The 24,786-nt window shown below is 34.5% G+C and carries 20 protein-coding genes, 1 tRNA gene and 1 pseudogene; 13 read left to right on the top strand and 9 right to left on the bottom strand.

Annotation, left to right across the window (positions count from 1 at the left end):
- Positions 1-229 precede the first annotated feature (229 nt).
- The 5 genes from KYG33_RS02535 to KYG33_RS02555 all read left to right on the top strand — a co-directional run bounded on the left by KYG33_RS02535 (position 230) and on the right by KYG33_RS02555 (position 9,264).
- A complete protein-coding gene (locus KYG33_RS02535; protein ID WP_219072615.1) occupies positions 230-1,780 on the top strand; it encodes a T9SS type A sorting domain-containing protein in 1,551 nt (516 codons plus the stop codon).
- A gap of 10 nt (positions 1,781-1,790) precedes the next feature.
- Positions 1,791-3,173 carry a hypothetical protein gene (locus tag KYG33_RS02540; protein WP_219072616.1) on the top strand — a complete coding sequence of 461 codons (1,383 nt, stop codon included), beginning with the start codon at positions 1,791-1,793 and terminating at the stop codon, positions 3,171-3,173.
- A gap of 123 nt (positions 3,174-3,296) precedes the next feature.
- A complete protein-coding gene (locus KYG33_RS02545; protein ID WP_219072617.1) occupies positions 3,297-5,294 on the top strand; it encodes a hypothetical protein in 1,998 nt (665 codons plus the stop codon).
- Positions 5,295-5,302: 8 nt separating this feature from the next.
- Positions 5,303-8,860 carry a DUF6443 domain-containing protein gene (locus KYG33_RS02550; protein ID WP_219072618.1) on the top strand — a complete coding sequence of 1,186 codons (3,558 nt, stop codon included), beginning with the start codon at positions 5,303-5,305 and terminating at the stop codon, positions 8,858-8,860.
- 5 nt (positions 8,861-8,865) lie between these two features.
- Positions 8,866-9,264 (top strand): hypothetical protein, encoded by a 399-nt coding sequence (locus tag KYG33_RS02555; RefSeq protein WP_219072619.1) that lies wholly within the window; start codon positions 8,866-8,868, stop codon positions 9,262-9,264.
- A 74-nt stretch (positions 9,265-9,338) separates the two neighbouring features.
- Here KYG33_RS02555 and KYG33_RS22420 read toward each other — a convergent pair whose 3' ends face one another.
- Complete coding sequence (locus tag KYG33_RS22420) at positions 9,339-9,776, bottom strand: helix-turn-helix domain-containing protein (RefSeq protein WP_257468897.1); 438 nt, start codon at positions 9,774-9,776, stop codon at positions 9,339-9,341.
- Between KYG33_RS22420 and KYG33_RS02560 the strand changes: the two genes are divergently transcribed.
- The 3 genes and pseudogenes from KYG33_RS02560 (at position 9,688) to KYG33_RS02570 (ending at position 12,336) form a co-directional block, all read left to right on the top strand.
- Positions 9,688-10,230 carry a site-specific integrase gene (locus tag KYG33_RS02560; RefSeq protein ID WP_257469002.1) on the top strand — a complete coding sequence of 181 codons (543 nt, stop codon included), beginning with the start codon at positions 9,688-9,690 and terminating at the stop codon, positions 10,228-10,230. The genes KYG33_RS22420 and KYG33_RS02560 overlap by 89 nt on opposite strands.
- Positions 10,231-10,891: 661 nt before the next feature.
- Positions 10,892-11,038 (top strand): annotated as a pseudogene (locus tag KYG33_RS22605) (RHS repeat-associated core domain-containing protein); the annotation flags it as partial.
- Positions 11,039-11,748: 710 nt separating this feature from the next.
- Positions 11,749-12,336 (top strand): hypothetical protein, encoded by a 588-nt coding sequence (locus KYG33_RS02570; RefSeq protein ID WP_219072621.1) that lies wholly within the window; start codon positions 11,749-11,751, stop codon positions 12,334-12,336.
- Between the two features lie 359 nt (positions 12,337-12,695).
- Here KYG33_RS02570 and KYG33_RS02575 read toward each other — a convergent pair whose 3' ends face one another.
- Together KYG33_RS02575 and KYG33_RS02580 are read right to left on the bottom strand one after the other, a co-directional pair.
- Positions 12,696-13,391, bottom strand: a complete 696-nt coding sequence (locus KYG33_RS02575; protein ID WP_219072622.1) for a leucine-rich repeat domain-containing protein — start codon at positions 13,389-13,391, stop codon at positions 12,696-12,698.
- 37 nt (positions 13,392-13,428) lie between these two features.
- Positions 13,429-13,695: a hypothetical protein gene (locus KYG33_RS02580; RefSeq protein ID WP_219072623.1), complete on the bottom strand. Its 267-nt coding sequence runs from the start codon at positions 13,693-13,695 to the stop codon at positions 13,429-13,431.
- A gap of 77 nt (positions 13,696-13,772) precedes the next feature.
- Between KYG33_RS02580 and KYG33_RS02585 the strand changes: the two genes are divergently transcribed.
- The 4 genes from KYG33_RS02585 (at position 13,773) to KYG33_RS22435 (ending at position 14,987) form a co-directional block, all read left to right on the top strand.
- Entirely contained in the window at positions 13,773-13,946 is a 174-nt protein-coding gene (locus tag KYG33_RS02585; protein WP_167498790.1) for a hypothetical protein, read from the top strand.
- A 96-nt stretch (positions 13,947-14,042) separates the two neighbouring features.
- Positions 14,043-14,204 carry a recombinase family protein gene (locus KYG33_RS22425; RefSeq protein WP_257468898.1) on the top strand — a complete coding sequence of 54 codons (162 nt, stop codon included), beginning with the start codon at positions 14,043-14,045 and terminating at the stop codon, positions 14,202-14,204.
- Positions 14,176-14,562, top strand: coding sequence for a recombinase family protein (locus KYG33_RS22430; RefSeq protein WP_257468899.1), 387 nt, complete (start codon positions 14,176-14,178; stop codon positions 14,560-14,562). Before KYG33_RS22425 ends, KYG33_RS22430 begins: the two co-directional genes overlap by 29 nt.
- On the top strand, positions 14,499-14,987 hold the full coding sequence (locus KYG33_RS22435; RefSeq protein ID WP_257468900.1) for a recombinase family protein: 489 nt from the start codon (positions 14,499-14,501) through the stop codon (positions 14,985-14,987). Before KYG33_RS22430 ends, KYG33_RS22435 begins: the two co-directional genes overlap by 64 nt.
- 584 nt (positions 14,988-15,571) lie before the next feature.
- Here KYG33_RS22435 and KYG33_RS02595 read toward each other — a convergent pair.
- The 4 genes from KYG33_RS02595 to KYG33_RS02610 all read right to left on the bottom strand — a co-directional run bounded on the left by KYG33_RS02595 (position 15,572) and on the right by KYG33_RS02610 (position 19,559).
- Positions 15,572-15,646, bottom strand: a tRNA-Arg gene (locus KYG33_RS02595).
- Between the two features lie 475 nt (positions 15,647-16,121).
- Positions 16,122-17,552 (bottom strand): S41 family peptidase, encoded by a 1,431-nt coding sequence (locus KYG33_RS02600; protein ID WP_219072624.1) that lies wholly within the window; start codon positions 17,550-17,552, stop codon positions 16,122-16,124.
- 117 nt (positions 17,553-17,669) lie between these two features.
- Entirely contained in the window at positions 17,670-18,440 is a 771-nt protein-coding gene (locus KYG33_RS02605; protein WP_219072625.1) for an alpha/beta hydrolase family protein, read from the bottom strand.
- A gap of 9 nt (positions 18,441-18,449) precedes the next feature.
- Positions 18,450-19,559 carry an epoxide hydrolase family protein gene (locus tag KYG33_RS02610; protein WP_219072626.1) on the bottom strand — a complete coding sequence of 370 codons (1,110 nt, stop codon included), beginning with the start codon at positions 19,557-19,559 and terminating at the stop codon, positions 18,450-18,452.
- A 331-nt stretch (positions 19,560-19,890) separates the two neighbouring features.
- Between KYG33_RS02610 and KYG33_RS02615 the strand changes: the two genes are divergently transcribed.
- Positions 19,891-20,532 carry an NAD(P)-dependent oxidoreductase gene (locus tag KYG33_RS02615; RefSeq protein ID WP_219072627.1) on the top strand — a complete coding sequence of 214 codons (642 nt, stop codon included), beginning with the start codon at positions 19,891-19,893 and terminating at the stop codon, positions 20,530-20,532.
- Positions 20,533-20,603: 71 nt separating this feature from the next.
- On the opposite strand, the gene KYG33_RS02620 is transcribed toward KYG33_RS02615, so the two are convergent.
- Both KYG33_RS02620 and uvrA read right to left on the bottom strand, forming a co-directional pair.
- Complete coding sequence (locus tag KYG33_RS02620) at positions 20,604-21,371, bottom strand: methyltransferase domain-containing protein (RefSeq protein ID WP_077417812.1); 768 nt, start codon at positions 21,369-21,371, stop codon at positions 20,604-20,606.
- A 129-nt stretch (positions 21,372-21,500) separates the two neighbouring features.
- Positions 21,501-24,293 carry an excinuclease ABC subunit UvrA gene (gene uvrA, locus KYG33_RS02625; protein WP_077418115.1) on the bottom strand — a complete coding sequence of 931 codons (2,793 nt, stop codon included), beginning with the start codon at positions 24,291-24,293 and terminating at the stop codon, positions 21,501-21,503.
- Positions 24,294-24,786 lie beyond the last annotated feature (493 nt).

Consider the following 24,786-nt stretch of genomic DNA (forward strand, 5'->3'; position numbering starts at 1 on the left):
AGCAATTTATGCTTTAGTAAAAATATAATACGACGTATTTTGTCGTTTTACAGATATATCTTTGCCTTATTAAAAAAAGTTAATCAATTTCATTTGGGCGAACTTTAAAAGGCTTAATTTTGCAGGCATAAAAAACATAACCATGAACAATAATTATTCTATACAGTTTGTGTATTTCTAATATACACGACTATAAACCACTATTCATTAACGTTAACTACAATATAGCATGAAAAAACTCTACATGGGTGCATTATTCTTATGCACTATTGGGATATTTGCTCAAGAGGTACTCTGGCAGAAAGACATAAAGTCCAATTCACAGGATTTTTTAAGCCAGATTACTACTACCATTGATGGGCAATACCTTATCGTGGGGAGCAGTATCCAAACGGACAAGCTCCAGCAAAACGGCAAACAAAACAATGGTTATGACTTTCACCTGATAAAATTGAATCAGCAGGGAGAACAGGTTTTCGAGAAATATTTATCAGGAAATAATCACGACTATTTATCTTCCACTGTCACTACCCAGGACGGTGGTTTTCTGATTTCTGGGACGTCCTATTCAGAAAAAGGACTTGATAAAAAAGAAGACTCAAAGGGAGGATCAGACATTTGGCTCATTCGGATCAATGAATTTGGTGATGAATTGTGGCAGAAAACATTAGGCACCTCTTCGAATGAAGAAGCGAGAGCAGTTATCCAGACTATCGATCAGGGATTCTTTGTTGCGGGGAATGTACAAAACTCCATTAAAGGTTATGGTTCTAAGGACGTCTGGATTGTAAGACTCAACAAAGATGGGAAAATATTATCTGAACAAACATTGGGAGGACGCGGACTTGATGAAGTTGAAAAGATGATCCCAACGAAAGACGGTGGAGCATTACTGGGAATTTATTCCAGAAGTGAAGCTGTAAGTGGAGATAAGACGGGTAAACAGACAGAAAACTTTGGTGAAGGCGACTACTGGATTGTGAAGCTTGATAAAAATGGCAAAGTTGAATGGGAAAAGAATTTTGGAGGGAAAAATGATGACCATATCAGAACACTAGCATTAACTTCAAATGGTTTTATTGTCGGCGGAGAATCCAGATCAGAAAGGTCAGGCAATAAAACTGTTGGTATTGAAGAAGGCATAGACCTCTGGTTGATTTCTTTAAATGAAAGAGGTGATGAGCAGTGGCAGAAATCCTATAATTTCAAGAATCGTGATATCCTGATGGGGATGAGTGTGATTCATTCAGCGGACGATAAATCATCCAAAGGAATTCTTTTAGGGGGGTATACTCAAGCTGAGGGAAGAATACAAACTGATGATGAAACGTTCTGGATGCTCTATATTGATCAGAACGGTAATGAGCAGTGGAGAAAGCACGTGGGTGGAGAATCAAGGAAAAAGGAGGAAGGGCTTTCAGATCTGAAACTCAACAGAGATGGTTCTATTATTCTGGCAGGAACCAGTGCAGAAGAGCTGGGTAAAGAAAACTGGAAGATTGTAAAATTAGGAGACAAGCAAGTAAGTGAGCTTCTTCCCCAATATGATATCAAGATCTATCCAAACCCTGTATCTGATTATGCTTATATAGAAATTGGCTTTGATTTTAAGGATGCAGATATTTTGTTGTACGATATGAGTGGAAGGCAGCTTCAGAGTCTGAAAACAAAAAATAGAGTGACAAAGATCAATACTCAGGCTTTGGTGCAGGGGGCTTATCTGGTGACGATAAAAACTGATACAAATAAAACGGCGAATGCAAAGCTGATTAAAAAATAAAATATAAATAATGAAAAAGGTATTTGTCATAATATTGTGGCTTTTAAATTTAGCTGACTTAAATGCACAAAATCAAAATAACATTAACCTTCCCACTTCACCTGAAGTGGCAATGTTTAAAAGGTTTGGAGATGTTCCTGTTGGTACATATACAGGAGTAGCACAAACGAATGTTCCTATCTATACAATTCGTGAAGCAGGATTTGAACTACCTATTAATTTGAATTATAATGCGTCCGGTATTAAACTGGATGATCAGGCTACATGGGTAGGATTAGGCTGGAATCTGATGCCCGAGGGCGTAATATATCAAGATGTCAAAGGAAAGGCGGATCAGAATGATGTAAGTTATGCTACCCCAAACGAATATACCCCATTTTATAACAGACTTGAATTATATCCGGGAGGAACAGGACGGTTTAAAGTGGTAAAACAAAAAGGATTTGTTGATTATGATTGGTGTACTATCGGTAACCAGCAAAACCCAGGATGTTTCCCTCCATCATCTCCAAGCGGATCTGATGGAAATACAGTTGTAAATGATATAGTATATAAAAAAAATGCTGAGGTAGATATTTTCAGATTTAATTTCTTTGGACATAGTGGAAGTTTTTTCATTAATCTTCAGACCCGTGAGATTCTTCAGTTGGAGAAAAGTGAAGATATAAAATTTGAAGTTTATAATGATCAGATTATAGCTACTGATGATAATGGGATAAAATATTATTTTGGTCAAAAAGAAATATTTTCCAGCTACAATGGAACGCCTTTATCAGAAGAATTTTCAAGTAGAAGCTATAAAATCAGCAAAATAGTATTTCCAAATACGAAGCAGATCTCTTTTGAGTATCAGGATGCAAATTATAATTTTTATTCTTTTTCCCAACAGAGAAATATCAGAACTTCTGCTTATAGTTTAGGCCCCACTGATATGTGTTATGGAAAAATAAATTATCAGTTTGAACCAGCACAGGCCACATTAAATAATAGTAATGTGAAAATTTTGAAAAAAATTAAAACAGATGAACTTGAAGTAATTTTTAACCTTGGAGACAGACAGGATATTAATCTCTACAGTTGGAACAATCTTAAGAGACTTGAATCTATTGATTTTATAAATATAAGAAATAACAAAAAATTTAAATCTTTAGATTTTATTTATACCTATTTTCCTTATCAGGATGATTTTCCATCTGCCATTACTGAGCTGCAGAACTTTACTCAGATGAAAGATGCATTTGGTAAAAGATTAAAGCTGGATAAAGTTTCTTTTTTTACTTATGATAATAGCGGTAATAAGATCAATAGCAATGAAGAATTTAAATTTGACTATGAGCTTTCCGCTATTTTACCTCCAAAAGTTTCTTTTGCTAAAGATTTTTGGGGATACTAGAACGGCCACTTTAATAATAATTTATTACCTGATTTGAGCTTTTATCTCACTCCTGCTATGGGAGTGCCAGTATATTATGAAGGGAATAATAGATATTCTAATAAAAACTTTGTCAGCTCTTATATGCTTAAGAGAATTGAATATCCTACTAAGGGCTATACTGATTATGAATATGAGCTTAATTCCTTTAAGAATCAGTTTATCCCTAGTCATGACCAGATATTCAACCTCAGCGAGACAATCCATCTTAATAACAATGGTATTGGGGGATATAGTCCTTTAAACAATATATATGATTTTCCATACGACAAAGGAGGTTCTTTGAACTTTCATGCTGAATTTTCAGGAGGATTTGATGGTGGTCCTACTGGACCACAGTCTAAAAGATATAATTATTATCAGATGACTAATGCTAATGCCAGTATTAAACTGTTAAAAATTAAAAAGAATGCAGATGGCGGGGAAACTGTATTGGAAGTTATTAAAGAATGGAAGTTCGGGGAACTTACTAATAATACTGATTTCAGTCAGAATTATAATTTTCAGATGGACGGGGTATTCAACTTCATCAGTTATAATGATCCCACAATTCAAAATAGAGTGGTTTTAAATATTGATAACAGTATGTATCAAGCTGCGGATATTTATCATTCCGCAGGAATAAAAGTCTCTTTTACCATCGTTAAAAAACCTGATATAGGAAGTGATTTTACTTCTTATGGTCACGGACCCAGAATAAAATCCTTAAAAAATTATTCTGGTCAGGGAACTTTAGCAGAATGGAAACAATATGAATATGAAAGTGGCGTTCTTCAAAATAAAATAAGTCCTTTAAGGCAAATGGATTATTACTGTTTTAATTGCGGACAGGCAACCAACTGTTCAGGTTCCTATTCCTATAACAGTTTTTGGTCTATTACGGACCAGATTTCGTCTGGTGAATATGATGCAGTGGGATATGGTAAAATTACTGAAAGTACAGTGGATGTTAATAACCCGTTAAAAATAAAAGGAAAAACTGAATATCATTATAATAATGTAGAAAATGCTGTAGCAGACTACTTCCCTGTAATTAAAAATCAGCTTAATGGACTTTTACAACAAAAAGTGATCAAAGATGCAAATAATAATCCTATTGAATCTGTCACATATAAATACAAAAATCTAGTACCATTTAATCAATTTTATAGTGTTAGAGCTGAAAAGAAGTTTTTATTGAGTGGAAAAGATCCTATAATAGCCTCAACTGGAGAGTATGACGGTATTGCTAAATATCATTTTTATACTACTCCTATGATGGCAGAATCTCATAAAATTGATTCTATAATGACCCAACGATATTTTGGCAATAAAATTATCGAAAGCAAAGAACATTTCACTTATAATACCCTTGGATCAGTTGAGAAACATGAAGCAATAAATCCTGACCAGACGATAATTACAAGTTATAAATATTCTGAAGGAGGTAATAATCCTTATTTATTTAGTAAAGGAATTACTGGAATTCCACTGGAAACTGAAGTAAAAAAGAATAGCAATATTATTTCCAAAATAAAAACTCAATATCCATTATCCCAAGCTGATGCAGACTTAAAAACGTCAAGCCTTCCAATACCTTATGAAGTGCTTAACAAAAATTTGTACTCTGACGATATGGAAAAAATGGTTGTCTATAATCAATACGATTCCAAAGGAAATTTACAACAATATACTGCAAAAAATGGTGTTTCAACAGTGATCGTTTGGGGTTACAACCAAACCCAGCCCATTGCCAAAATAGAAGGAGCCAAATTAGCTGATATTCAACAGTCCTTAATTGATCCTATTGTGACAGCTTCCAATACAGATGCATCAGCAGCTCCCAACAACGATGAAACAGCCTTCTTATCAGCATTGAATACCTTCAGAGCTAATACTGGATTGTCCGGTTATCAGATTACCACCTACACCTATGATCCATTAGTTGGAGTAAGAAGTATCACGCCACCATCAGGAATTAGTGAGTTTTATATCTATGATCCATCAAACCGATTAAAAGAAATCCGTCAGCAGGAAAAAGACAGCAGTGGAAATATGATTTATAAGACGCTGAAAGAATTCAAATACAATTATAAAAATTAAACACCATCATGAAAAAACTTATAATTCCTGTAGGGATTCTTATAATTGGAACTACCCAGGCACAGCTTACCAATACCGAAAATTATGTTTATTCAAAGACGTATTTATCAGATTCTACGCTCCCCAATGTTAAAAGCTCAGAAACCGTTCAGTATTTTGACGGGTTGGGAAGGCCCAAACAAATTGTTAATGTAAAAGCCTCTCCATTAGGAAAAGATGTAGTTATACCCATTAAATATGATCAGTTTGGAAGACAGGTTCACGATTACCTTCCTGTTCCACAGGGAGGAACTCTCAATGGCGGTATTATTACCGATCCATTATCCAATGTAAGCAGTACCCCTTATGGTTCAGAGAAAATCTATTCAGAGAAGATTATTGAAAATTCACCACTGGACCGTGTTTTAGGACAGAAACAAGTGGGAACTGCCTGGGATAACAAACCTGTACAATTTGGATATGATGCCAATGCCGATGGCGAGGTTAAAAGATATACTGCCACTTTTGATTATAACAATTTTACTTCTCAACTAATTTTATCAGGTTCCTACGGAACAGGGCAGCTGTATAAAAATACGGTAACCGATGAAGACGGAAACACAACTATAGAATTTAAAAACGGACAGGGGCAGGTTATATTGGTCAGAAAAGTAATCAGTGCTACAGAAAGCGCCAATACCTATTATGTTTTCAATGATTATAACCAATTGGCGTTTGTGATCCCTCCCAAAGCCTCTTTAGAAGCAGATCCTAATACGGTACTGAATGATTTATGCTATCAGTATAAATATGATGGAAGAAACCGTCTTATAGAAAAGAAGCTTCCTGGTAAGGGCTGGGAATATATGATCTATAACAATGCCGATCAGTTGGTGATGAGCCAGGATGCTCTATTAAGAACAAAAGGACAATGGCTTGTTACCAAATATGACCAGTTTGGAAGAGTAGTGTTTACAGCTATTACCAATAATAATAGTACGAGACAGTCTTTGCAAACTACTATTACAGGAGCTGCTTATACGTTTGAGATAAGAAGCGCTGGCTCTTTTACAGTAAGCGGAATGCCTATTTATTATACCAATAGGGCTCTCCCGGGAAGTCTGGCCCAGGTCTTAAGTGTTAATTATTATGATACTTATCCTGCAGGCTCCTCTGCTGTCACCAATGTGTTTGCCCAGCCTCTTCTTACAGATAACCCGGCTAATGAACAAACTACCAAAGGACTCCTTACCGCTTCCTATATCAAAAATATAGAAGATGATAAATGGACCAGAAATTTTGTCTGGTACGATATCAAAGGAAGAAACATAGGTTCAAGAAGTAACAATCATTTAGGAGGGTATACAGTGGTCAACAATAAACTTGATTTTACAGGAGTTATCCTTCAGACCAATACCTACCATAAAAGGCTTGCTGCAGATCCTGAAAAGGCTGTTGTAGAAAAATTCACCTATGATACTCAGAACAGGCTTCTGACTCACACCCATCAGGTGGGCAGCAACCCTGTTGAATACCTCGCTCAAAATAAGTACAATGAAATTTCCCAACTGGAATCTAAGAAAGTAGGAGGAACGGCTGCTGTATCCCCATTACAGACCATAGATTACCAATACAATATCCGGGGCTGGATGACAAAGATCAACGATCCTGCCAACTTAGGGAGCGATCTTTTTGGTTATAAGATCAATTATAATCAGATAGAAGGATTGGAAATGCCTAATTCAGATTTTTCTGATTTAAAGATAAAACCAAAATATAACGGAAATATTGCTGAAGTATCATGGAAAACCTTAACAGAAGATAATGAGCCGCTGAAAAGATATGGGTATGTTTATGATGGTTTAAACAGGTTATCAGCAGGGTTCTATCAGAAAACAGGAGCAGAAGCTGCTAAAGAGTATTTTGAAAAGCCGGAATATGATCTTAACGGAAATATTACACGGCTTAAAAGATCCGAAGGTATTCTTCCGGGAAGTACTGTGGCAGTGAGTATCGATAATCTTAAATATGATTACTCCGGAAACAGGCTGATAAAAGTAACCGATGAACAGCAAAATCCTTCTGGTTATCCTTATCTTGCTGTTCCTAATCCGATTGAGTATGATAATGGCAATCTCAGCGGGAATGGAAACATGACCAAACATTTGGATAAAGGGATTTCCTCTATTGAATATAATTATTTAAATTTACCAGATAAGATTACCCAAAACTCAAAATTGACAAGCTATCTTTACAGAGCAGACGGCGTAAAAGTAAAGAAGCTCTTTGGAGATCTGGAGACCCATTATCTGGATGGCTTCCAGTATAAAACTACATTTTTAAGAGAATCCTGGGATGGAGAAGGAACTTTCATTCCTGATCCTAATGAGATTCCAGAATTGAAATTGAGGATCATTCCTACTTCTGAAGGATATTATGATGCTCTTCTCAACAAGTATGTCTATAATTTTACAGATCATCTGGGAAATGTAAGGTTAAGTTATACCGATACAAATGGAGATGGTATTATCCAGCCAAGGAGATATAATACATCAACATGTTCCCCAATATTTGGTTGCCTGGGAGAATGGAAGCCGGGAGAAATTGTAGAAGTAAATGATTTTTATCCTTTTGGATTACTGCATAATTATACAGCTACAACGCAGAATGCTTATCAGTATAAATACAACGGCAAGGAGCTTCAGGAAACTGGAATGTATGATTTTGGTGCCAGAATGTATATGCCTGATATTGGAAGATGGGGAGTGCATGATCCTTTGAGTGAGTTACAGTTTGCTTACAGTCCATATTCATATGTCTATGGAAATCCTATAAGATTTAATGACCCAACAGGAATGATCGGAGAAGAAGATCCACCAAAGAAAGGTTCTACTCCTAATAATCCTATTGAAATTGGAGAGATTATATTGACAAAAAATGTAACTGATTCTAAGCTATCATTTATGGGTATCCAAAGTTTAAGTGCTTATCATGGTTCCCAGGATAGATTAGCTTTTGGTATAAGAAATAGTCAAGCAGCTCTTGCTACTGAAAAATTTGAAAGAAATCTGGCTTTTACTATGGGAACTTTCCTAATGGGTGGAAGTAATCTTGTGGCTTCTGCAGGTTGGGCTACTCTTGATGCAGTGGTTGATTATCAGGATCAGGAAACCCAAGAAGCTGTGGGAGCAATACAATTGGCGGCAGTATTATTTCAGCTAAAAAAAGGAAATATAAGTGGAATAAAAAAATTAGCTGACGATATTGTCGAACAAGGTTTTTCGTTAAATAAGCACGGTGAGCTAACTAATGGAGTATATACAGTGTCGCAAGGAGCTATGAACAGGCATGTTTTTGCTGGTGTTTATGGTAAAAGTCTTTTTTATCGAACAGTTGACGCTAATGTTGCTGTTTTAAAAGCAGCCCAATATGCTGATGAAGCAGGTTTGTGGATTGGAAATAAAGCAAAGGTTACAGTTACTAATACAAATATTGGTGTATTAGCAAATGGAAAACATACAAATGTTATTAATGTTTATAGAAAACCTAATGGTACCATTCATGGTTCTCCAGGATCAATGAGATAATTATTATGGAAAATATTACCGAGAAAATTAAAAATGTTTTATTACATGATGGAAATTGGAAGTTTTCTGATTTTTATCTTAATGTTGAATTATTAAAAAATACTGATATTCAAATCTCTTTTTGGGAAGATGAAGAGAATTGGGCAACTTTATTAAGCAATAATATAATTATAGGTTATCTATGGAAAGAATACCCTCTTTTAATTATTGAGAAAAACTATGAAAATATTGTCCGCTTAAATAAAAATCAATTTCCATTTTTGTGTACAATTATTGTTGAAAATTTGGATGACAAGAATTTAAAACTAGATTATAATATTTTGAAAAATCAATTATTAGATTGGGAAATTAATTATAATATTTTTTCAGCAAATGACTTATGGTTCAATACAAACAGTATTTGATTACCTCGGATGATACGAGCGTCTCGCTCGTTCCTATGTAAACAAAAAACCTCGCAAAATGCGAGGTTTTTTGTTTACATAATGCTTTGCAGCTTAGTTTGTTTAAGGAACGCATCAAGGAGAGCGAAGACGTGTTGTTTATCGTTCTCTTTTAGTTTCTGGATGTCGAGAATTTTAGAGACGATATTTTTTTCCAAAAGAACATCTGTAGCACCTACAAGATAATCCAGAGAAATTTCCAGAGCTTCCGCAAGTTGTGTAGCCACTTCAATAGATGGTTTTACTTCCTCACGTTCATATCTTCCCTTTGAATATTTACAATCAGCAGGAAAAAGAAAAGACCATCCTTTAAAGAATTTTAGAATAAGAACACCGAAAAGACCTTTAATTACAGGGTTTTTAACGGAAGAAGAATTACAGAATATTGAGAAAGAGTTTAGAGAAAAGAAATACAAAAAAGGACAGTACAGTTTATTTGGAAAAAGAAACCAGGTTATTTTAGGATTAATCATTTATCAAGGCTTAAATACAGGAAGTTTGCGGGAATTAAAAGTAAAAGACATTGATTTAGAAAAAGGAATGATAAGAGTTCCGGAAGCGACAGAAAACCGTTTAAAAGAAAGAGTTTTACCGTTAGAAGCATCACAAATTTTAGAGCTGTATAAATACATCAATGAGACAAGAACCGAATTATTGCAACTCTCAAAAACCGTAAAAGAAAGCGAAAAGCTTTTTATCTTGAGCGAAAACACAAGATTTAGCAGCATAACATCTGAAATCCGAAAACAGATCAATATTGCAAGTCTACAGCTCATTAGAAACAGCAGAATCAATCTTTGGCTCAAACAGTACAATTTACGGGAAGTTCAGTATAAAGCCGGATTTAGATATTTAAGAAGTCTGGAATATTTTAATCAAACAGAACTCGAAAACCTGAAACAGGAAATTGAAAAATATATTTCCTAATATGCCACAGCAAATTACATAATCAAAATTATACGCACGGCAGCCGCAAAACGTTGTTCTCCACTCCGCAAAGCTCCGTTACGCACAAAACCCGATCAGTGCCTATAATTTGGGATTATGTAAAATGCTTTCCTTGCAACAGGCACAGCCTTTTTGCGCCAACGCTCTGCGGTTTTTGATTGGAATTTTAGCCACAATACAACTGAATCGCCGTTGAAATTGCAGTCGGTAAAAGAATGTGGATTTGTGGAAAAATCCGGAGCTGAATCCCGGCGCAATTTTTCCCACAAGTCCACATTTACAACAACACCGAGAATCATTTTTTTGTTTTTATAGCATTACTTGCCACAATAATTAAAACTGTAAATGAAATCGTAAAATAAATAATCTGATCCATGATGAAAAATTTATATTAAAAGTTATTTTGTAAAGTTAAAGCCCAGTTAAAACAGATTCTAAAGAAAATGCACTGAGTTACTTACATATTTTATCGTAAAATTATCGGATAAATCAATTTATATTTTGACAAAATGAGAATACTTATTTTTTTCAATTGAAAGAAAAATATATCTTTGAAAAAGCAACAGAGAAGCGTTCAAAAAGTAAGCGGTTGCGCGAGGAAAAATGAAGTATAGAAATCTCAAAAAATGGTGCAGACTACGGAATGTATGATTATGGAGCTAGATTCTATATGCCTGATTTGGGTAGATGGGGAGTAGTCGATCCATTGGCTACTGAAATGAGGAGTTATAGTCCTTATAACTATGCTTTTAATAATCCAATAAGATTTATTGATCCTGATGGGAGAGCTCCTGTCGGAGGCCCGGGAGATGGAACTGATGGAAAAACTTATAATATAGAGGAAATTGTAATAACGGTTAGACGAAAAACAAATAATTTTCTGATAAGAACTTGGAATGCAATCCAAAATGCTCTTGCTCATCAATATAGTTCTAAGACCAATGCCGATAAATATGGAGGATTAAACTCTTATCGCCAATGGCAGGCTAGTCCATTTTATAATGAAGGAGAAACAAAAACAGATAGGATTTTTCGATTAATTGGGAATAGTAAAAGAGAAGAAATGCTAGATTTCGGTGGTGGTGGATACAATATGTGGGGTGGCTATGGGCGAGCAACAAAAGCAGTTAATGCAATAGAAGAAGCAAGCAATTTAATACCTGCAAAAAGTACAGCACCACAAGTTGGTGAAAGCTTAGGACTAACAGTAAGAGAAGGTAATATTTCAATAGGAGGTAATGCGAATGGGCGTTTTGATTTTGTTGTTACTAAGTCAGGAGATTTAAAAGTTGGATCTGGTCATTATTATTTGTCTGGGGAAGCTAATAATGTACAAGCCGCGGGGCAAATACGATTGCACAATGGTCAAATCGTAGAAATAAATAATGTTTCAGGACATTATGCTCCTTCTGCTCGAGAAGCACAAAATTTCCCGTCAATAATATCTAAGGCAGGAGTAAACACAAGTAACGCTAAGTTAACAATATTTAAAGAATAATGAGTAAAATTAATATCACATCGCCTATAAAAGAATTATCAGATTCTTTATTTAATGATAGAAAAACAGAACAGTTAAGATATTACCCAATAGACAGATTTTATATAGTTGATAATAATTATTTAGGAAAAATATTATCAGCGAATCATTTAGAATTTCTTTTTTACAATTTAGAAAAAATGAACCCGACCTATAGTGTTCAGTTATTTGTATGTTTACCAGAGCTATGGGAAAAGCTAACTTTTAATGATGTAATCACTTTGATTGAAAACTTTACCAGTCCTTTTGCTTTGTATACTTTGGTAGAGTTTACATATAAATATTTAGAGATCGATGTAATGGATGATATATTTTATAATGAAAAAGTAGATATTAAATTTAAAAAAGACTGTCTTAGCTATTTTATGAAGACCATTGCAAACCTATATATGAATGAATTTGACTATATGGAATTAGAAGATAACTTATATGGAGTAAATATTGAACAAATAAAAAAGATACGGCAGAAATTTAAGAATGACAGTAATTTCAAAAAAGTTATGCTTAAAGAAGACGTTTATAAAAAATTATCAGCAATTCAAATATGATAAGAATTAATCTATTATTCTTAGAATAGAATTATTTAATAGATTATCCCCAATGAATTGCACTTTTACTTTGTAGAGCATGAATATAAGATAGTTATAAATAGTTTTAATGATTTTATAGTGATATATTTAATAATCATGAACGGGTTTTCAAATTGGTGTCATTGTTTATTATTTAATATGTTAATAAAGAATAAAACCCTCAAAAGACGAGGGTTTTATTTTTTTGTGATTAGTAAGTTCTGCCTGCTATCCTTGTTTCTTACAAGATTTACTCCTTTTTTGACCCCTTTGTTATAAAGCAGTTCTTGTATGGTAATCATTTTCTTTTCTTATATGTTGGTTGATTGCGATTGTGTTTATTTAACAGTAATAATAGGTGCACGTTTCGTTGCTTCCTGACCAGCAGCTTTAATCAGTTTTACTGAATCTTCTATGTAGAATGTTTTTAGAATTTTGTTATTCGTAATATCCAGCTCTTTTAATGATGTTCCCAGCAGATACAATTGTACCAACTCTTTATTTTTTGATAGATCAAGGTTGATCAGCGATTTACATCCATCAAGATTAAGCGTGTGGAGGGCTGGAAATTTCTTAGTGTCAAAGTCATTAAATAAATTATCCTGTAAATAAATGTATTTTATATTTTTAGAGTTTAGCTGAATTTTGGTTAATCCCAATCTGAAAGCATAAATTCCTTTCAAATTGACTAAACCTTTTAAATTTAGAATTCCAATTTTATTGTTGTCACCTATATAAAGATTTTCAAGCTTTGTAAGTTTGTTCACAACGGAAAAATCTGAAATATTATTCTTGCGCAGATTAAGTTCTTTCAAACTCTGAAAGTGTTCAAGGCCGCTTAAATCGGAAATATTCTTTTCATCCAGTTTCAGTTCTGTTACAGTATTTATTTCTGAAACCTCCAACTTTCCGTTATGGTTTTGATCGAACTGCTGTAATAGAGCCGTTTTGAGATTATTGTCTTTAATGGGAATTTCTTGTGCAGCAATGTTGATGGATAGTATGACTGCAAGGGATATTATAATTTTGTTCATTTTATAAAAGTTAATAATAGAGTCTTTAAAGATATATTTACGACTGTGGATCGATAATAATATACCGTGCATTGTCAGGAATTACAAATTCGTACTTTAGGATGATCTTCGCATTTACATTGTTACTTTCCAATATATCGATTTCATCTTCATTATAGTGATATCCATCTTTTTCATTCCATTCTTTAATCTTGTTGTCGGTAACGGTGTTTCGTATATAATTTGAAAGACAGTAACCTGTTATAAGTTTTGGTGGTTTAAAAGTATTTTGCTTAAACCTGAAAGATATGTCATTTACTGCCAAACAGATGCTTTTACTTTCATAACGACACCTTCTTTAAATTATGTATTCAATTTATGTTCCAAAACAAAAACGTGAATATGGAAAGATTACAAATAAGTACAATGACAACAGAAGAAACAATCGAGCTCCTTAAAACTGATGGCGTGGACATTACTCTGGAGGAAGCAAAAATGATTTTAGTATTTTTATATTTAATTGCCGGTCTTGTAACTAGTGAAAAATTCAATTTTGAAATAATACTAGTAGATTAACTTCTTTAATAAATCTTGTTTTTACTATTAAGTTGATTACAAACCTTGTAAATACTTTTTCGATATCTTTAGGTGAAAATTTTTAAACTAATTATTATGAGTAATGTTGCTTTATATATTCGTGTATCAACTGATGAGCAGGCAGATAGAGGTTACTCTCAACGTGATCAGGAAGAACGCTTAAAAAGGTATTGCGAAACTAATAATCTTAAAATTGATAATATTTTTTTTGAAGATCATTCAGCAAAAAAATTTTAATCGCCCGTCATGGAATGATCTTTTAATTTATCTAAAGAAAAAAAAATCTAAAATTGATAAAGTCTTATTTACTAAATGGGACCGTTTTAGCAGGAATGCAGGTGATGCATATCAAATGATAAGTATCCTTAAGAAACTGGGAGTAGAAGCCCAAACTATAGAACAGCCATTGGATCTTTTCATACCAGAAAATAAAATGATGCTAGCAATTTATCTTGCTGCACCAGAGGTAGAGAATGACAGACGAGCATTGAATACATTTCATGGGATGCGAAGAGCTCGAAAGGAAGGTGGATGGCTAGCGCTCCTTTCGGATACACAAATAAAATTACAGAAGATGGCAAATATAAGTTTATAGAGCCTAAAGAACCCGAAGCTTCAATAATACGCTATTTCTTTAATGAAATAGCAAAAGGAATTGAAGCTTCTGAAACTATACGTCGACAGCTTTCAGAAAAAGGAGTAAAGATTTTGAGTAATCAAGCCTTTCATGTTGCGATAAGAAATCCAGTGTATTGTGGTAAAATATTTATAAAGAAATACCGGGATGAAGAAGCTCACTATGTAAAATCTTTACATGCTCCTCTTATAAGTGAGACACTATTTAATAAAGTTCAGTTAATTTTAGAAGGTAATAAAAGAAAAAACCGAAAGTATATAAAATTTAGTTCTGCTGATGTTTTCCCATTGAGAGGTTTCTTGATTTGTCCAAAATGTGGAAAAAAATTTAACTGCCAGCGGTTCAAAGGGAAGTCAGAAAGTATATTATTACTATCATTGTAAATCATCTTGTGGATTTAGGCAAAGTGCTGAACTTACCAATAATCTTTTTGTTGAGGAATTAAAGAAATATGAGTTTCTTCCTTCAGTTCAAAAAATCTTACAAAATATTCTACTAACAGCCTATAAAAAGTATAATAACAAAGCTGATGATAGAAGAAAAAGAATAATTTCTGAAATAGAGACTTATAATGCTAAGATAGCTCTTGCACGAGAAAAATTATTAGCGGAAAAGATTGAGGATGACGATTATATGATCATTAAAGCACAGTCTAAACAAAAAATTGAAATTCTTGAAAATGAACTTCATGCTTGTTTAGTTGCGACTCGTAATCCCAAAAAAGTTGATGATCGCTTAAACAAGGCTCTATCAGTTATATCTAACTTATCATTATTATACCAATCAAGTAGTGTAGAAGCAAAAAGAAAAATAATTAGTTCGATATATCCAGAAAATCTTGAATTTACAGGAATTGAATATCGAACTACCAAAGTAAATTCAGTATTAAGAATTATGTCTCTTGTAACCAATGCGTTAGGCGATGCAAATAATAAAAAAAATGATAAGAAAACACCTTATCCCTGTCTGGTAGCCCCATCAGGGATCGAACCTGAATCTAAAGTTTAGGAAACTTTTATTCTATCCATTGAACTATGAGGCCTGTTCTAAATGAAGCGTTTCTTGCTTCTCTAAGCCGTAAGTTTGCTTATGAAGCATCAACGAAGTTGATTACATCTTTGCTGCCTTTAGAATATAAAATTTAAATAATTAAACCTTTGCGTAAAAAATGTAAGCAGTATACATATTTTTCCAGATTTTAACTGAGTCGAATAATCTTCAGAAAGCTTTATTTAAAAGGGTATATGGGTAAAAGAATCTGCCCTTTAGGGGCAGATCCAGTAGATAAATACATCTCATTTTTTTAATTAGACAACAATAAAAAGCACAGCCGACAATGCTGTGCTTAAATTTTTATTTCAAATTTAATTGCAATTTCAATAGTAGTAAGAAAAGCAAATAAAGTTTCCACTTCGATTTTTATTACATAGTAAATGTAGTAATAATTTTAATACGAAATATGAATTTAATGTTAAAATTCACAAGTTATCCACAATTTGTTGTGGATAAGTCTGTCGTTAGTTTAAAATCCAGACTTTTGCTGCCTCAATATCCATATCCTGTCCCTCTTTGGGTTCTACCGGAATGTCCGGATCTATCTTTCCATAATAGACTTTTCCGTTACGGTCCATTTCGTAAGAAGTAGCCAAAGCAAGGCTTTTACCGTCACTTAACGTATAAGGTCTGTTTGCTGAAGTATATCCTGCTGAAGGCTGACCAAATAATTTTACATTGTTTTTCCCAATAAAAGCAATGGTAGTGGCTTCTCCGGAGCTTGCTGTACTTGGGCCAATTAGTACCGCTATTTTTGACTGACCGCTCTTAAGCTCATAAGGTTCTTTAATTTTATGCGGACCAAATTTTCTGTTTTTATAGATCCATGGACTCTTTTTACCATTGTAAACAAAATAGCCCAATGTTCCTTCACCGATCAGATTACCAAGTCCACTGATCATAGGGTGCATATTTCCTCCGGTGTTAGTTCTTAGGTCTACAATCCAGCCTTTAATCGCATTTCCGGAATCCAGTTTTTTAATCATATTGTGAATCTGTAAGGCAAAAGTATCCCCAACTTCTGTATTTAAAGAAGCAAAACCCGGAACTGAAACATACCCGATGTTCTGATCGATCAGTCTGGAATCAGGCTTTGCATCATTAGTATTAGCAATTTTTTGCTTCTCAGTACGTTCTTTGCCATCAATGAAAGAATGATTATCGCCTGCCTCTCTCAGGTTTTTGATTATATAATTTAAAGCAGTATCTGTATCATCAACGGTTTTCATCCCTTTTGAAAGATAGCCCAGATTTGTTTCAATATTTTGCCAGTCTAATTTATCTGAAACTATAGAATTCTTTTTCACAATATCTTTAAACTCCTGAATATATTTTATAGAAATTTTAGAAGGCTCCTCTTTTGAAAACGCAATTTTATTGAGCTCAAAATGATCAAACCAAACGGTTCCGTTTCCTGTAAACACTCCTCCAAGAAGCAGGCTTTTTACATTTTTATCAACAGTGAAAATTAAAGAATATTTTGTCCAGCCTTTATTCACAGCAATAGACTTTTGCTGTGATTCTGAATTTCCGAAATCAATCATCCGGCCATTTTCATCTTTTACTTGGGTCCATAGATTGATTATTCCATTGGTATTTTCAGATTTTACATAAGCACTGATTTCTATTTTCTCTAATTGCTGAATGTCAAGAGGAACTTTTTGGGAAAAAGATTGGAAATTTTTGGTGTCATTAGTCTTTCCTGTCAACTGCATTGAGGCTTTTCCTCCGAAGTATTGTGTATAATCTACCTTTCCTTCGTATAAATCCGTTTTTTTAATATTCCAGTGATTGGGTAATCCATCTGTCATGTTTTCAAACCCTGCATTTTGTATTTGAGCTTCCACTGAGCAGAACAGAAATGCTGCTATCATAGTGTAGGTCAATTTTTTCATAGTTATTAATTTGGGCTAAAATAAAGAACTTGTCAACAAATTTATACCTTGTTAACAAATTTTAGTAATGGTTTAGAAGGATTAACATATTATAGACTTACCTATGATTTCTTACAATTACTGCTCAGAAAGGTATTTTAAAACAAAATCATTTAAGATTTTTTTCTCTTCATTACTGCCTTTATTGTCCATATGACCATGATTGATGGAGGTTGATTGTACCGTTATAGAATACTTCTTTTGTTCTGCTTCATTGGGAAGTACTCCTTCATCAGCCGGATAATCGTTAGAACGTAAAGTATAAATTTTAGGAACAGAAGTTCTCGGCAGGAGCATTCTCCGGTTGTCCATTGTGATCAGTTTATACACCAGATTAGGATGCTGATTGCCGAATAACGCTGCCATATCACCACCATTGGAGTGACCTATTAATGTCAGATGTTTATAATCAAGTTCCGGTTTTACTTTTTTAAGTTCATGAAGTACAAACAGAATGTTATCCGAACCACTTTGCCAGAAAGGTCTTCTCACCAACTGTAAATTTCCTTCTGTTGGCAAAGGATTGTCTGTCGTCAGTTCATGTTGAATGCTTACTGTAAAATAACCTTTTGAAGCCAGTTTTTCCGTTAAATAAGAATACACAAAGTAATCTCCGCCTTTATTGAAACCATATCCATGATTGAAGATAATAATCTGTTGGTTAGAAATCTTTTTATCAGTTTTCGGCTCATAAAAGGCGACAGGAATCTTACGGTTTCTGCTTTGATCAAAAAAGGTTAAAGTATCCAGTTTTACTTCGTAATCATGACTTTCAGTATTTTTATTTTGTACAGCACAGCTGGTTATAAAAAGAGGAATGGCCAAAAGAATAGAAAAGGAGTACTTCATGGATTGTTTTTATTTGACAGAATAAAAGAATGATCTTAGTTCATCTGCAAATATATGAGGTAATTCCAATGCGGCAAAATGACCACCTTCACTCATCTTTTTAAAGCTGGTTACATTCACGAAACGTTCTGCCCATTCTTTGGGAAACTGAGCTTCACGGGGAAATACGAGTACTCCGGCAGGGACATTGCTCTTTTGATGAACGTGAGTTCCGCTCCATAAAGCTGCAGCGTCTTCTTTGTACATTCTGGCAGAAGATCCTATCGTCTGAGTTACCCAGTAAATCATAATATTGGTGAGCATCTCATCCCTTCCTCCAAATGCAGTTTCTATTAGCTCTGGTGGAGATCCGGCGTTGATAAAGCTTATGATCCAGCCTGCAAGCCCGATAGGAGAGTCGTTTAGCCCGTAAGCAAGAGACTGGGGCTTGGTAGACTGTACCATTGCATAAGCTCCTTCACTATACCACCAGTGCTGGACAAACTGTGCGAATTGTTTTTCATCTTCACTCATTGTTGCAGGATCTTCCTGGCCGGTTGGGTATCCAACGTCTGTAAGATGAACCGCTTCCATTACATCAGGGTATTTTGAAATCAATGCTTTTACTACTCCCATACCTATATCACCTCCGGCAGCACAGAATTTTTCATATCCAAGCACTTCAGTCATCAGTTTTTTCCAAAGATCGGCGACTTTTGCACTGTTGACCGCCGTTTTATCAGAAAAGCCAAATCCCGGAATAGAAGGGATAATCAGATCAAAACTCTGTTCGCCTTCGGTAAGCAAAGGAATAATTTTATGAAAACGGTAATAACTGTCCGGCCAGCCATGGGTAAGAATCAAAGGTTTGGGGTTGGAGCCTTTTCCTCTGATGTATTGAAAATGAATCAGGATTCCGTCTATGCGGGTTGTATACTGTGGAGGTTGATTTAGCTGCTGTTCATGCATCTTCCAGTTGTAATCGTTTACCCAGTAGTTGGTAAGTTCTTTCAGATAAGTTTCGTTGGTGCCGTAGTTCCAGCCAGAGCCTTCAGGTTCTTCGGGCCATCTGGTGTTTTGGATGCGGTTTTTGAGGTCGGCTATCACCGATTCGGGAATGTTAATAGTAAATGGTTCCATATCTATATATTATATTGGTGTAAAGTGATGATTTGAAAGTTGTTGACAATAAGGATGTTATCAAAGTTATAAACTTTCTCTATTAATAAGTGTTGTCAAAATCATAAATTTTTTGATTTTTTAGTGGCGAAAAAAATGTAACTTTAGTTCATTAAAATCTCGTAATACATATTACTGATTCAGGAGTCATTCTGAAACCTGAAAATCTAGGTTCAATTTCTGAACCCAATACCTCTATCATATAAAACTAAGCAAAGACAATACGTCATTTGCCCCTATCAATGTCATTAGCTTAGAATTGGCTATTGATATTTAATATAAAAAAATCATTATGAATACCTATAAAATTGCCGTAATCGGCGGAACAGGAAAATCCGGTCAATATCTGGTACAAAACCTTTTGAAAAAAGGATATTCCCTTAAACTTTTAGTAAGACATCCTGAAAATTTCACCATTCAAAATTCCTTTATTGAGTTGGTAAAAGGAGATGTAAGAGATGACACAGCTGTCCGTACACTGATTGAAGGGACTGATATTGTAATAAGCACGCTAGGCCAGCCAAAAGGAGAGAGATCTATATTCAGTGATGCGGCGAAAAATATCATCAAAGCGATGAATCATTACGGGATCAGTCGCTATATTGTAACCACAGGTTTGAGTGTGAATACATTATCTGATCAAAAAAACGAAAACGTAAAAATGGCTACAGACTGGATGTACCAGAACTATCCTGAAACGACGGCTGATAAGCAAAAAGAGTACGAACTTCTTATGGAAAGCAATCTGGACTGGACTTTGGTAAGATTACCATTGATTCACCTCACAGAAGAAAGTTATGAAACTGAAACAAATCTTACTGACTGCCTAGGGGAAAATATCAGCGCTTCAGATCTTTCAACATTCTTAGTTTCTCAAATTGATGATGTTGAATACCTAAGGAAAAGTCCGTTTTTGTATAATCTGAAAGAATAAAAAATCAGAATATATTAATGTAATGAAGAATCAGCCACAATGTTCTGTGGCTGATTCTGTTTTAAATATCTTTATTTTTTACGGCCATACATGAGTATCCGCTTAAAAGCATAGATGGCCGGATATTTTGTAAACCTTTGTGCTATTCGGGATTTAAATTCGGTAATGAAACTTTCTTTTTGATTTCCTTCCAGAAGTTCCAGATAAGGTAATAAGGCTGTTCCTGAAATAAATTCATATAAAGCCTCATGATCATCCGCAATAATGGGATAAACTTTCTGATATATTTCTATATCCTGAATTCCGTTATCAAACAAAATCTGAGCATAATCATCCATTGAAAGTACTGGTGAATCACGGTTGAAATGATTCAACTGCGATGCATAAGGTTCTTCATTTGCCATTGCTGTCAGAATCTGATTGAGAACATTTTCTTTCTGAACGGGCATTTGAATGGCGAGCTGCCCTTCAGGAGATAGCAGTCCAATGATCTTAGGAAATAAAGTTTCATGATCGTCCGCCCATTGCAGAGCTGCATTACTGAAAACAAGATCCCATTGTTGTTCTGACTGTACAGCATCTTCAATGCTCTGAAGTTTAAAATGTAGGTTTTCATTTTCATATTTCTTCGATTTTTCAAGCATTTCTGCCGATGAATCAATTCCTAAAAATGTAGAACCTGTCAGTTTTTCGGTTAAAATGGAGGTTTGCTCTCCGGTACCACAGCCTAAGTCGATGGCTTTTATATTGTTTTCAGGCTTGATTAATGCTGCTAAATCGTAAAAGGGTTTGTACCGTACATCTTTGTACTGATCATATAATTCGGGATTCCAGGGCATAAAAATAATTTTGAAATGATACTATAAAGGTAAAGAATCTATCTTAAAAATAGGAGCCAAAATCTTCTCAGTTACTATTTTAAATTGACATAAAAAAAGCGACTATTTTTAAAACAGTCGCTTTTAATTTTATTGTTCAAGTTTTTCCTTGATGTATTTTGCGGTATAAGATTTTTTATTTTTTATCAGATCTTCAGGAGTTCCTGCAAATACAACTTCACCACCATGTTTTCCTGCTTCCGGACCAATATCAATAATATAATCGGCACATTTGATGATATCCGGCTGGTGTTCAATAACAATCACAGAATGTCCAAGATCAATCAATGCCTGCAGTGATTTCAACAGCTTCTGAATATCATGGAAGTGTAGTCCTGTGGAAGGTTCATCAAAGATAAATAAAGTTTTATCCGTTGTTACTCCTTTTACAAGGAATGAAGCCAGTTTTACACGCTGTGCCTCACCACCGGAAAGGGTAGAAGAGCTTTGTCCAAGCTGCAGATATCCTAAACCGACTTCCTGAAGAGGTCTCAGTTTTGTTACAATCTTCTCTTCATTATTATCTTTAAAGAATTCCAGCGCTTCATTTACGGTCATATGAAGAATATCCGAGATGTTTTTCTCATCAAATTTCACCTCAAGAATCTCGTTTTTGAATCGTGTTCCTTTACAAACCTCGCATTCAAGCTCGATATCAGCCATAAACTGCATAGAAACGTTGATAACACCTTCTCCTTTACATTCATCACATCTTCCGCCATCTACGTTAAAAGAGAAATGTTTAGGCTTGTAACCCATCATTTTTGCTACTTTCTGCTTGGCAAAAAGATCACGGATGTCGTCATAAGCTTTCAGATAAGTTACCGGATTTGAACGGGATGATTTTCCAATCGGATTCTGATCAATAAGTTCAATATTTTTGATTAGTTTTTTCGGGAATTCTACAGAATCATAGTCTCCTTTTTTACCTCCCATTCCAAGTTGGATCTGAATGTCATTCGTAAGAATTTCTTTCATCAAAGTAGATTTTCCACTTCCTGAAACCCCGGAAATGACAACGAGGCTTTCCAGTGGAACATCTACATCTATATTTTTAAGGTTGTTCTGACGAGCTCCTTTGATATGAATCCATTCTTTTCCTTTTCTTCGTTTCTTCGGAACTTCAATTTCCAGTCTTCCGGTAAGATATTCTGAAGTGAGAGTATTTGCTTTTTTCAGATCTTTATAATCTCCGGCAAATACCAGTTCACCACCAAGATAACCTGCTTCCGGACCAATATCAATAATATAATCTGCGGCTCTCATTACATCTTCATCGTGTTCTACCACAATTACGGTATTTCCAAGGTCACGAAGATTTTTCAATACTTCAATCAGGTTTTCCGTGTCTTTGGAGTGAAGACCAATAGAAGGTTCATCCAGGATATAAATAGAACCTACCAAAGAACTTCCTAAGCTTGTTGCTAAGTTGATTCTCTGACTTTCCCCTCCTGAAAGCGTATTGGAAGTCCTGTTTAATGTTAAATAGCCTAATCCTACTTTTAATAAAAATTCAAGACGGGTTGTGATTTCATAGATAAGCCTTTTGGCAACCTCTTTGTCATGATCTGAAAGCTGTAACCCATTGATTACCGGAGCCAGTTCATCCAAAGGAAGTTCTATCATCGACTGGATATTATGTCCGTCCACTTTTACCCAGCTGGTTTCTTCACGAAGTCTCAATCCTTCACACGTAGGACAAAGGGTTTTTCCTCTGTAGCGTGAAAGCATTACTCTGTACTGGATTTTATATAAGTTTTCTTCAAGCATTTTGAAGAAATTATTGATGGATGGAAAACTACTTTTTCCGTCACCTTTCCAAAGGAAGTTTTTCTGTTCTTTTGTTAATTGGTGATAAGGTTTATGAATAGGGAAGTCTCCTGCTTTTTTGATGAAATCTTTTTTCCATTCACTCATGGTTTCACCTCTCCAGCTGACAACAGCATCTTCGTAGATGGATAATGTCTTATTGGGAATTACAAGATCTTCGTCTATTCCGATTACTTTTCCATATCCTTCACATGCAGGACATGCTCCATATGGGTTATTAAAGCTGAAAAAATGAACATTCGGTTCAAGAAATTCCATTCCGTCAAGTTCAAACTTATTGGAGAATTCTTTTACTTTTTCAGTATCTGTATTTTTTAATGAGCAATAGCCGCGTCCTTCATAAAATGCCATCTGAATAGAATCCGCAAGTCTTTGTAAAAAGCTTTCGTCTTCTTCATAGGAAAAGCGGTCAATGACAAGATTGATCGTCATTCCTTTTTCAGGAGCAAATCCAAAGCTTTCCAGGTCTTCGATTCCGGCTAAGTTTCCATTGATTTCAAGTCTTGTGAAACCCGCTAGCTTTAAAATATTCAGTGTTTCTTTGAAATTGTCAGTATCATATTCTAAAGGAGCAGTCAATAAAAAAGAAGTATCTTTTTTGGAAGCTTTGATAAAATCTACCACGTCAGAAACCGAATCTTTTTTTACTTCTTCTCCCGAAACAGGAGAAAAGGTTTTCCCGATTCTGGCAAAAAGAAGCTTCATATAATCATAGATCTCCGTAGATGTTCCTACCGTAGAACGCGGATTGGAAGAAATAACTTTCTGCTGGATTGCAATAGACGGCGCAAGTCCTTTAATGTCATCTACTTTTGGTTTTTCTAATTTCCCCAAAAACTGACGCGCATAGGAACTTAAACTTTCAACATATCTTCTCTGCCCTTCAGCATAAATAGTATCAAAGGCCAGAGATGACTTACCGCTTCCTGAAACTCCTGTAATAACAATCAGTTTATTCTTCGGGATCAGGACGTCTATATGTTTCAGATTGTTAAGATGTGCATTCTTAACAAAAATCTGTTTTTTTATGTCTATTTCTGTTGTATTAGCCATATTTTGTTTATTCATAAAAGTAACTGTACAGCATTAAGGCTGCCAGTATAATGGTGTTTTGCCACAGAATATTCCAAGGCTGTCATCAATTGAACTTTTAAATATTTTCCTCAAAAATTAGCTTTGAAAAAGAATACTTTCATCGTAAAATTAAGACCCACAAAATTACGAATTTTTAGTGAAAATTTTATGCATATATTATTGTTAAAAATTATTATCATAAATGGTAAATCAGGGGGATAAAAAATGAAATATAATCATGGAAAAATGGTAAAATGAAGGTGGTTTTGTGATTTATTCCTGTTTTACCGTTTATTTCACAGTATTTTATAAAGTTTTATAAATTATGTTATATTTTTTTTGCTGAACTATTGTTTTGTGTTTTAAAATTATTTAAAATTGTACCCTTAAATATGTAATAAGAAATGAGAAAATTATTCAGAGATCTGGTTACACATTTAATGAAGAAAAGATAGAATTAATCCCTCACAAA

Origin of the sequence: Chryseobacterium sp. D764 (assembly GCF_019317325.1) — a bacterium.
In the GTDB taxonomy this organism is placed as follows: Bacteria; Bacteroidota; Bacteroidia; order Flavobacteriales; family Weeksellaceae; genus Chryseobacterium.

Bases quoted from the DNA above. Each gene is read 5' to 3' on its own strand.
- KYG33_RS02535 (WP_219072615.1), top strand. From the start codon at position 230: ATGAAAAAACTCTACATGGGTGCATTATTCTTATGCACTATTGGGATA.
- KYG33_RS02540 (WP_219072616.1), top strand. From the start codon at position 1,791: ATGAAAAAGGTATTTGTCATAATATTGTGGCTTTTAAATTTAGCTGAC.
- KYG33_RS02545 (WP_219072617.1), top strand. From the start codon at position 3,297: ATGCTTAAGAGAATTGAATATCCTACTAAGGGCTATACTGATTATGAA.
- KYG33_RS02550 (WP_219072618.1), top strand. From the start codon at position 5,303: ATGAAAAAACTTATAATTCCTGTAGGGATTCTTATAATTGGAACTACC.
- KYG33_RS02555 (WP_219072619.1), top strand. From the start codon at position 8,866: ATGGAAAATATTACCGAGAAAATTAAAAATGTTTTATTACATGATGGA.
- KYG33_RS22420 (WP_257468897.1), bottom strand. From the start codon at position 9,776: ATGATTAATCCTAAAATAACCTGGTTTCTTTTTCCAAATAAACTGTAC.
- KYG33_RS02570 (WP_219072621.1), top strand. From the start codon at position 11,749: ATGAGTAAAATTAATATCACATCGCCTATAAAAGAATTATCAGATTCT.
- KYG33_RS02575 (WP_219072622.1), bottom strand. From the start codon at position 13,391: ATGAACAAAATTATAATATCCCTTGCAGTCATACTATCCATCAACATT.
- KYG33_RS02585 (WP_167498790.1), top strand. From the start codon at position 13,773: ATGGAAAGATTACAAATAAGTACAATGACAACAGAAGAAACAATCGAG.
- KYG33_RS22425 (WP_257468898.1), top strand. From the start codon at position 14,043: ATGAGTAATGTTGCTTTATATATTCGTGTATCAACTGATGAGCAGGCA.
- KYG33_RS22435 (WP_257468900.1), top strand. From the start codon at position 14,499: ATGGCTAGCGCTCCTTTCGGATACACAAATAAAATTACAGAAGATGGC.
- KYG33_RS02600 (WP_219072624.1), bottom strand. From the start codon at position 17,552: ATGAAAAAATTGACCTACACTATGATAGCAGCATTTCTGTTCTGCTCA.
- KYG33_RS02605 (WP_219072625.1), bottom strand. From the start codon at position 18,440: ATGAAGTACTCCTTTTCTATTCTTTTGGCCATTCCTCTTTTTATAACC.
- KYG33_RS02610 (WP_219072626.1), bottom strand. From the start codon at position 19,559: ATGGAACCATTTACTATTAACATTCCCGAATCGGTGATAGCCGACCTC.
- KYG33_RS02615 (WP_219072627.1), top strand. From the start codon at position 19,891: ATGAATACCTATAAAATTGCCGTAATCGGCGGAACAGGAAAATCCGGT.
- KYG33_RS02620 (WP_077417812.1), bottom strand. From the start codon at position 21,371: ATGCCCTGGAATCCCGAATTATATGATCAGTACAAAGATGTACGGTAC.
- uvrA (WP_077418115.1), bottom strand. From the start codon at position 24,293: ATGGCTAATACAACAGAAATAGACATAAAAAAACAGATTTTTGTTAAG.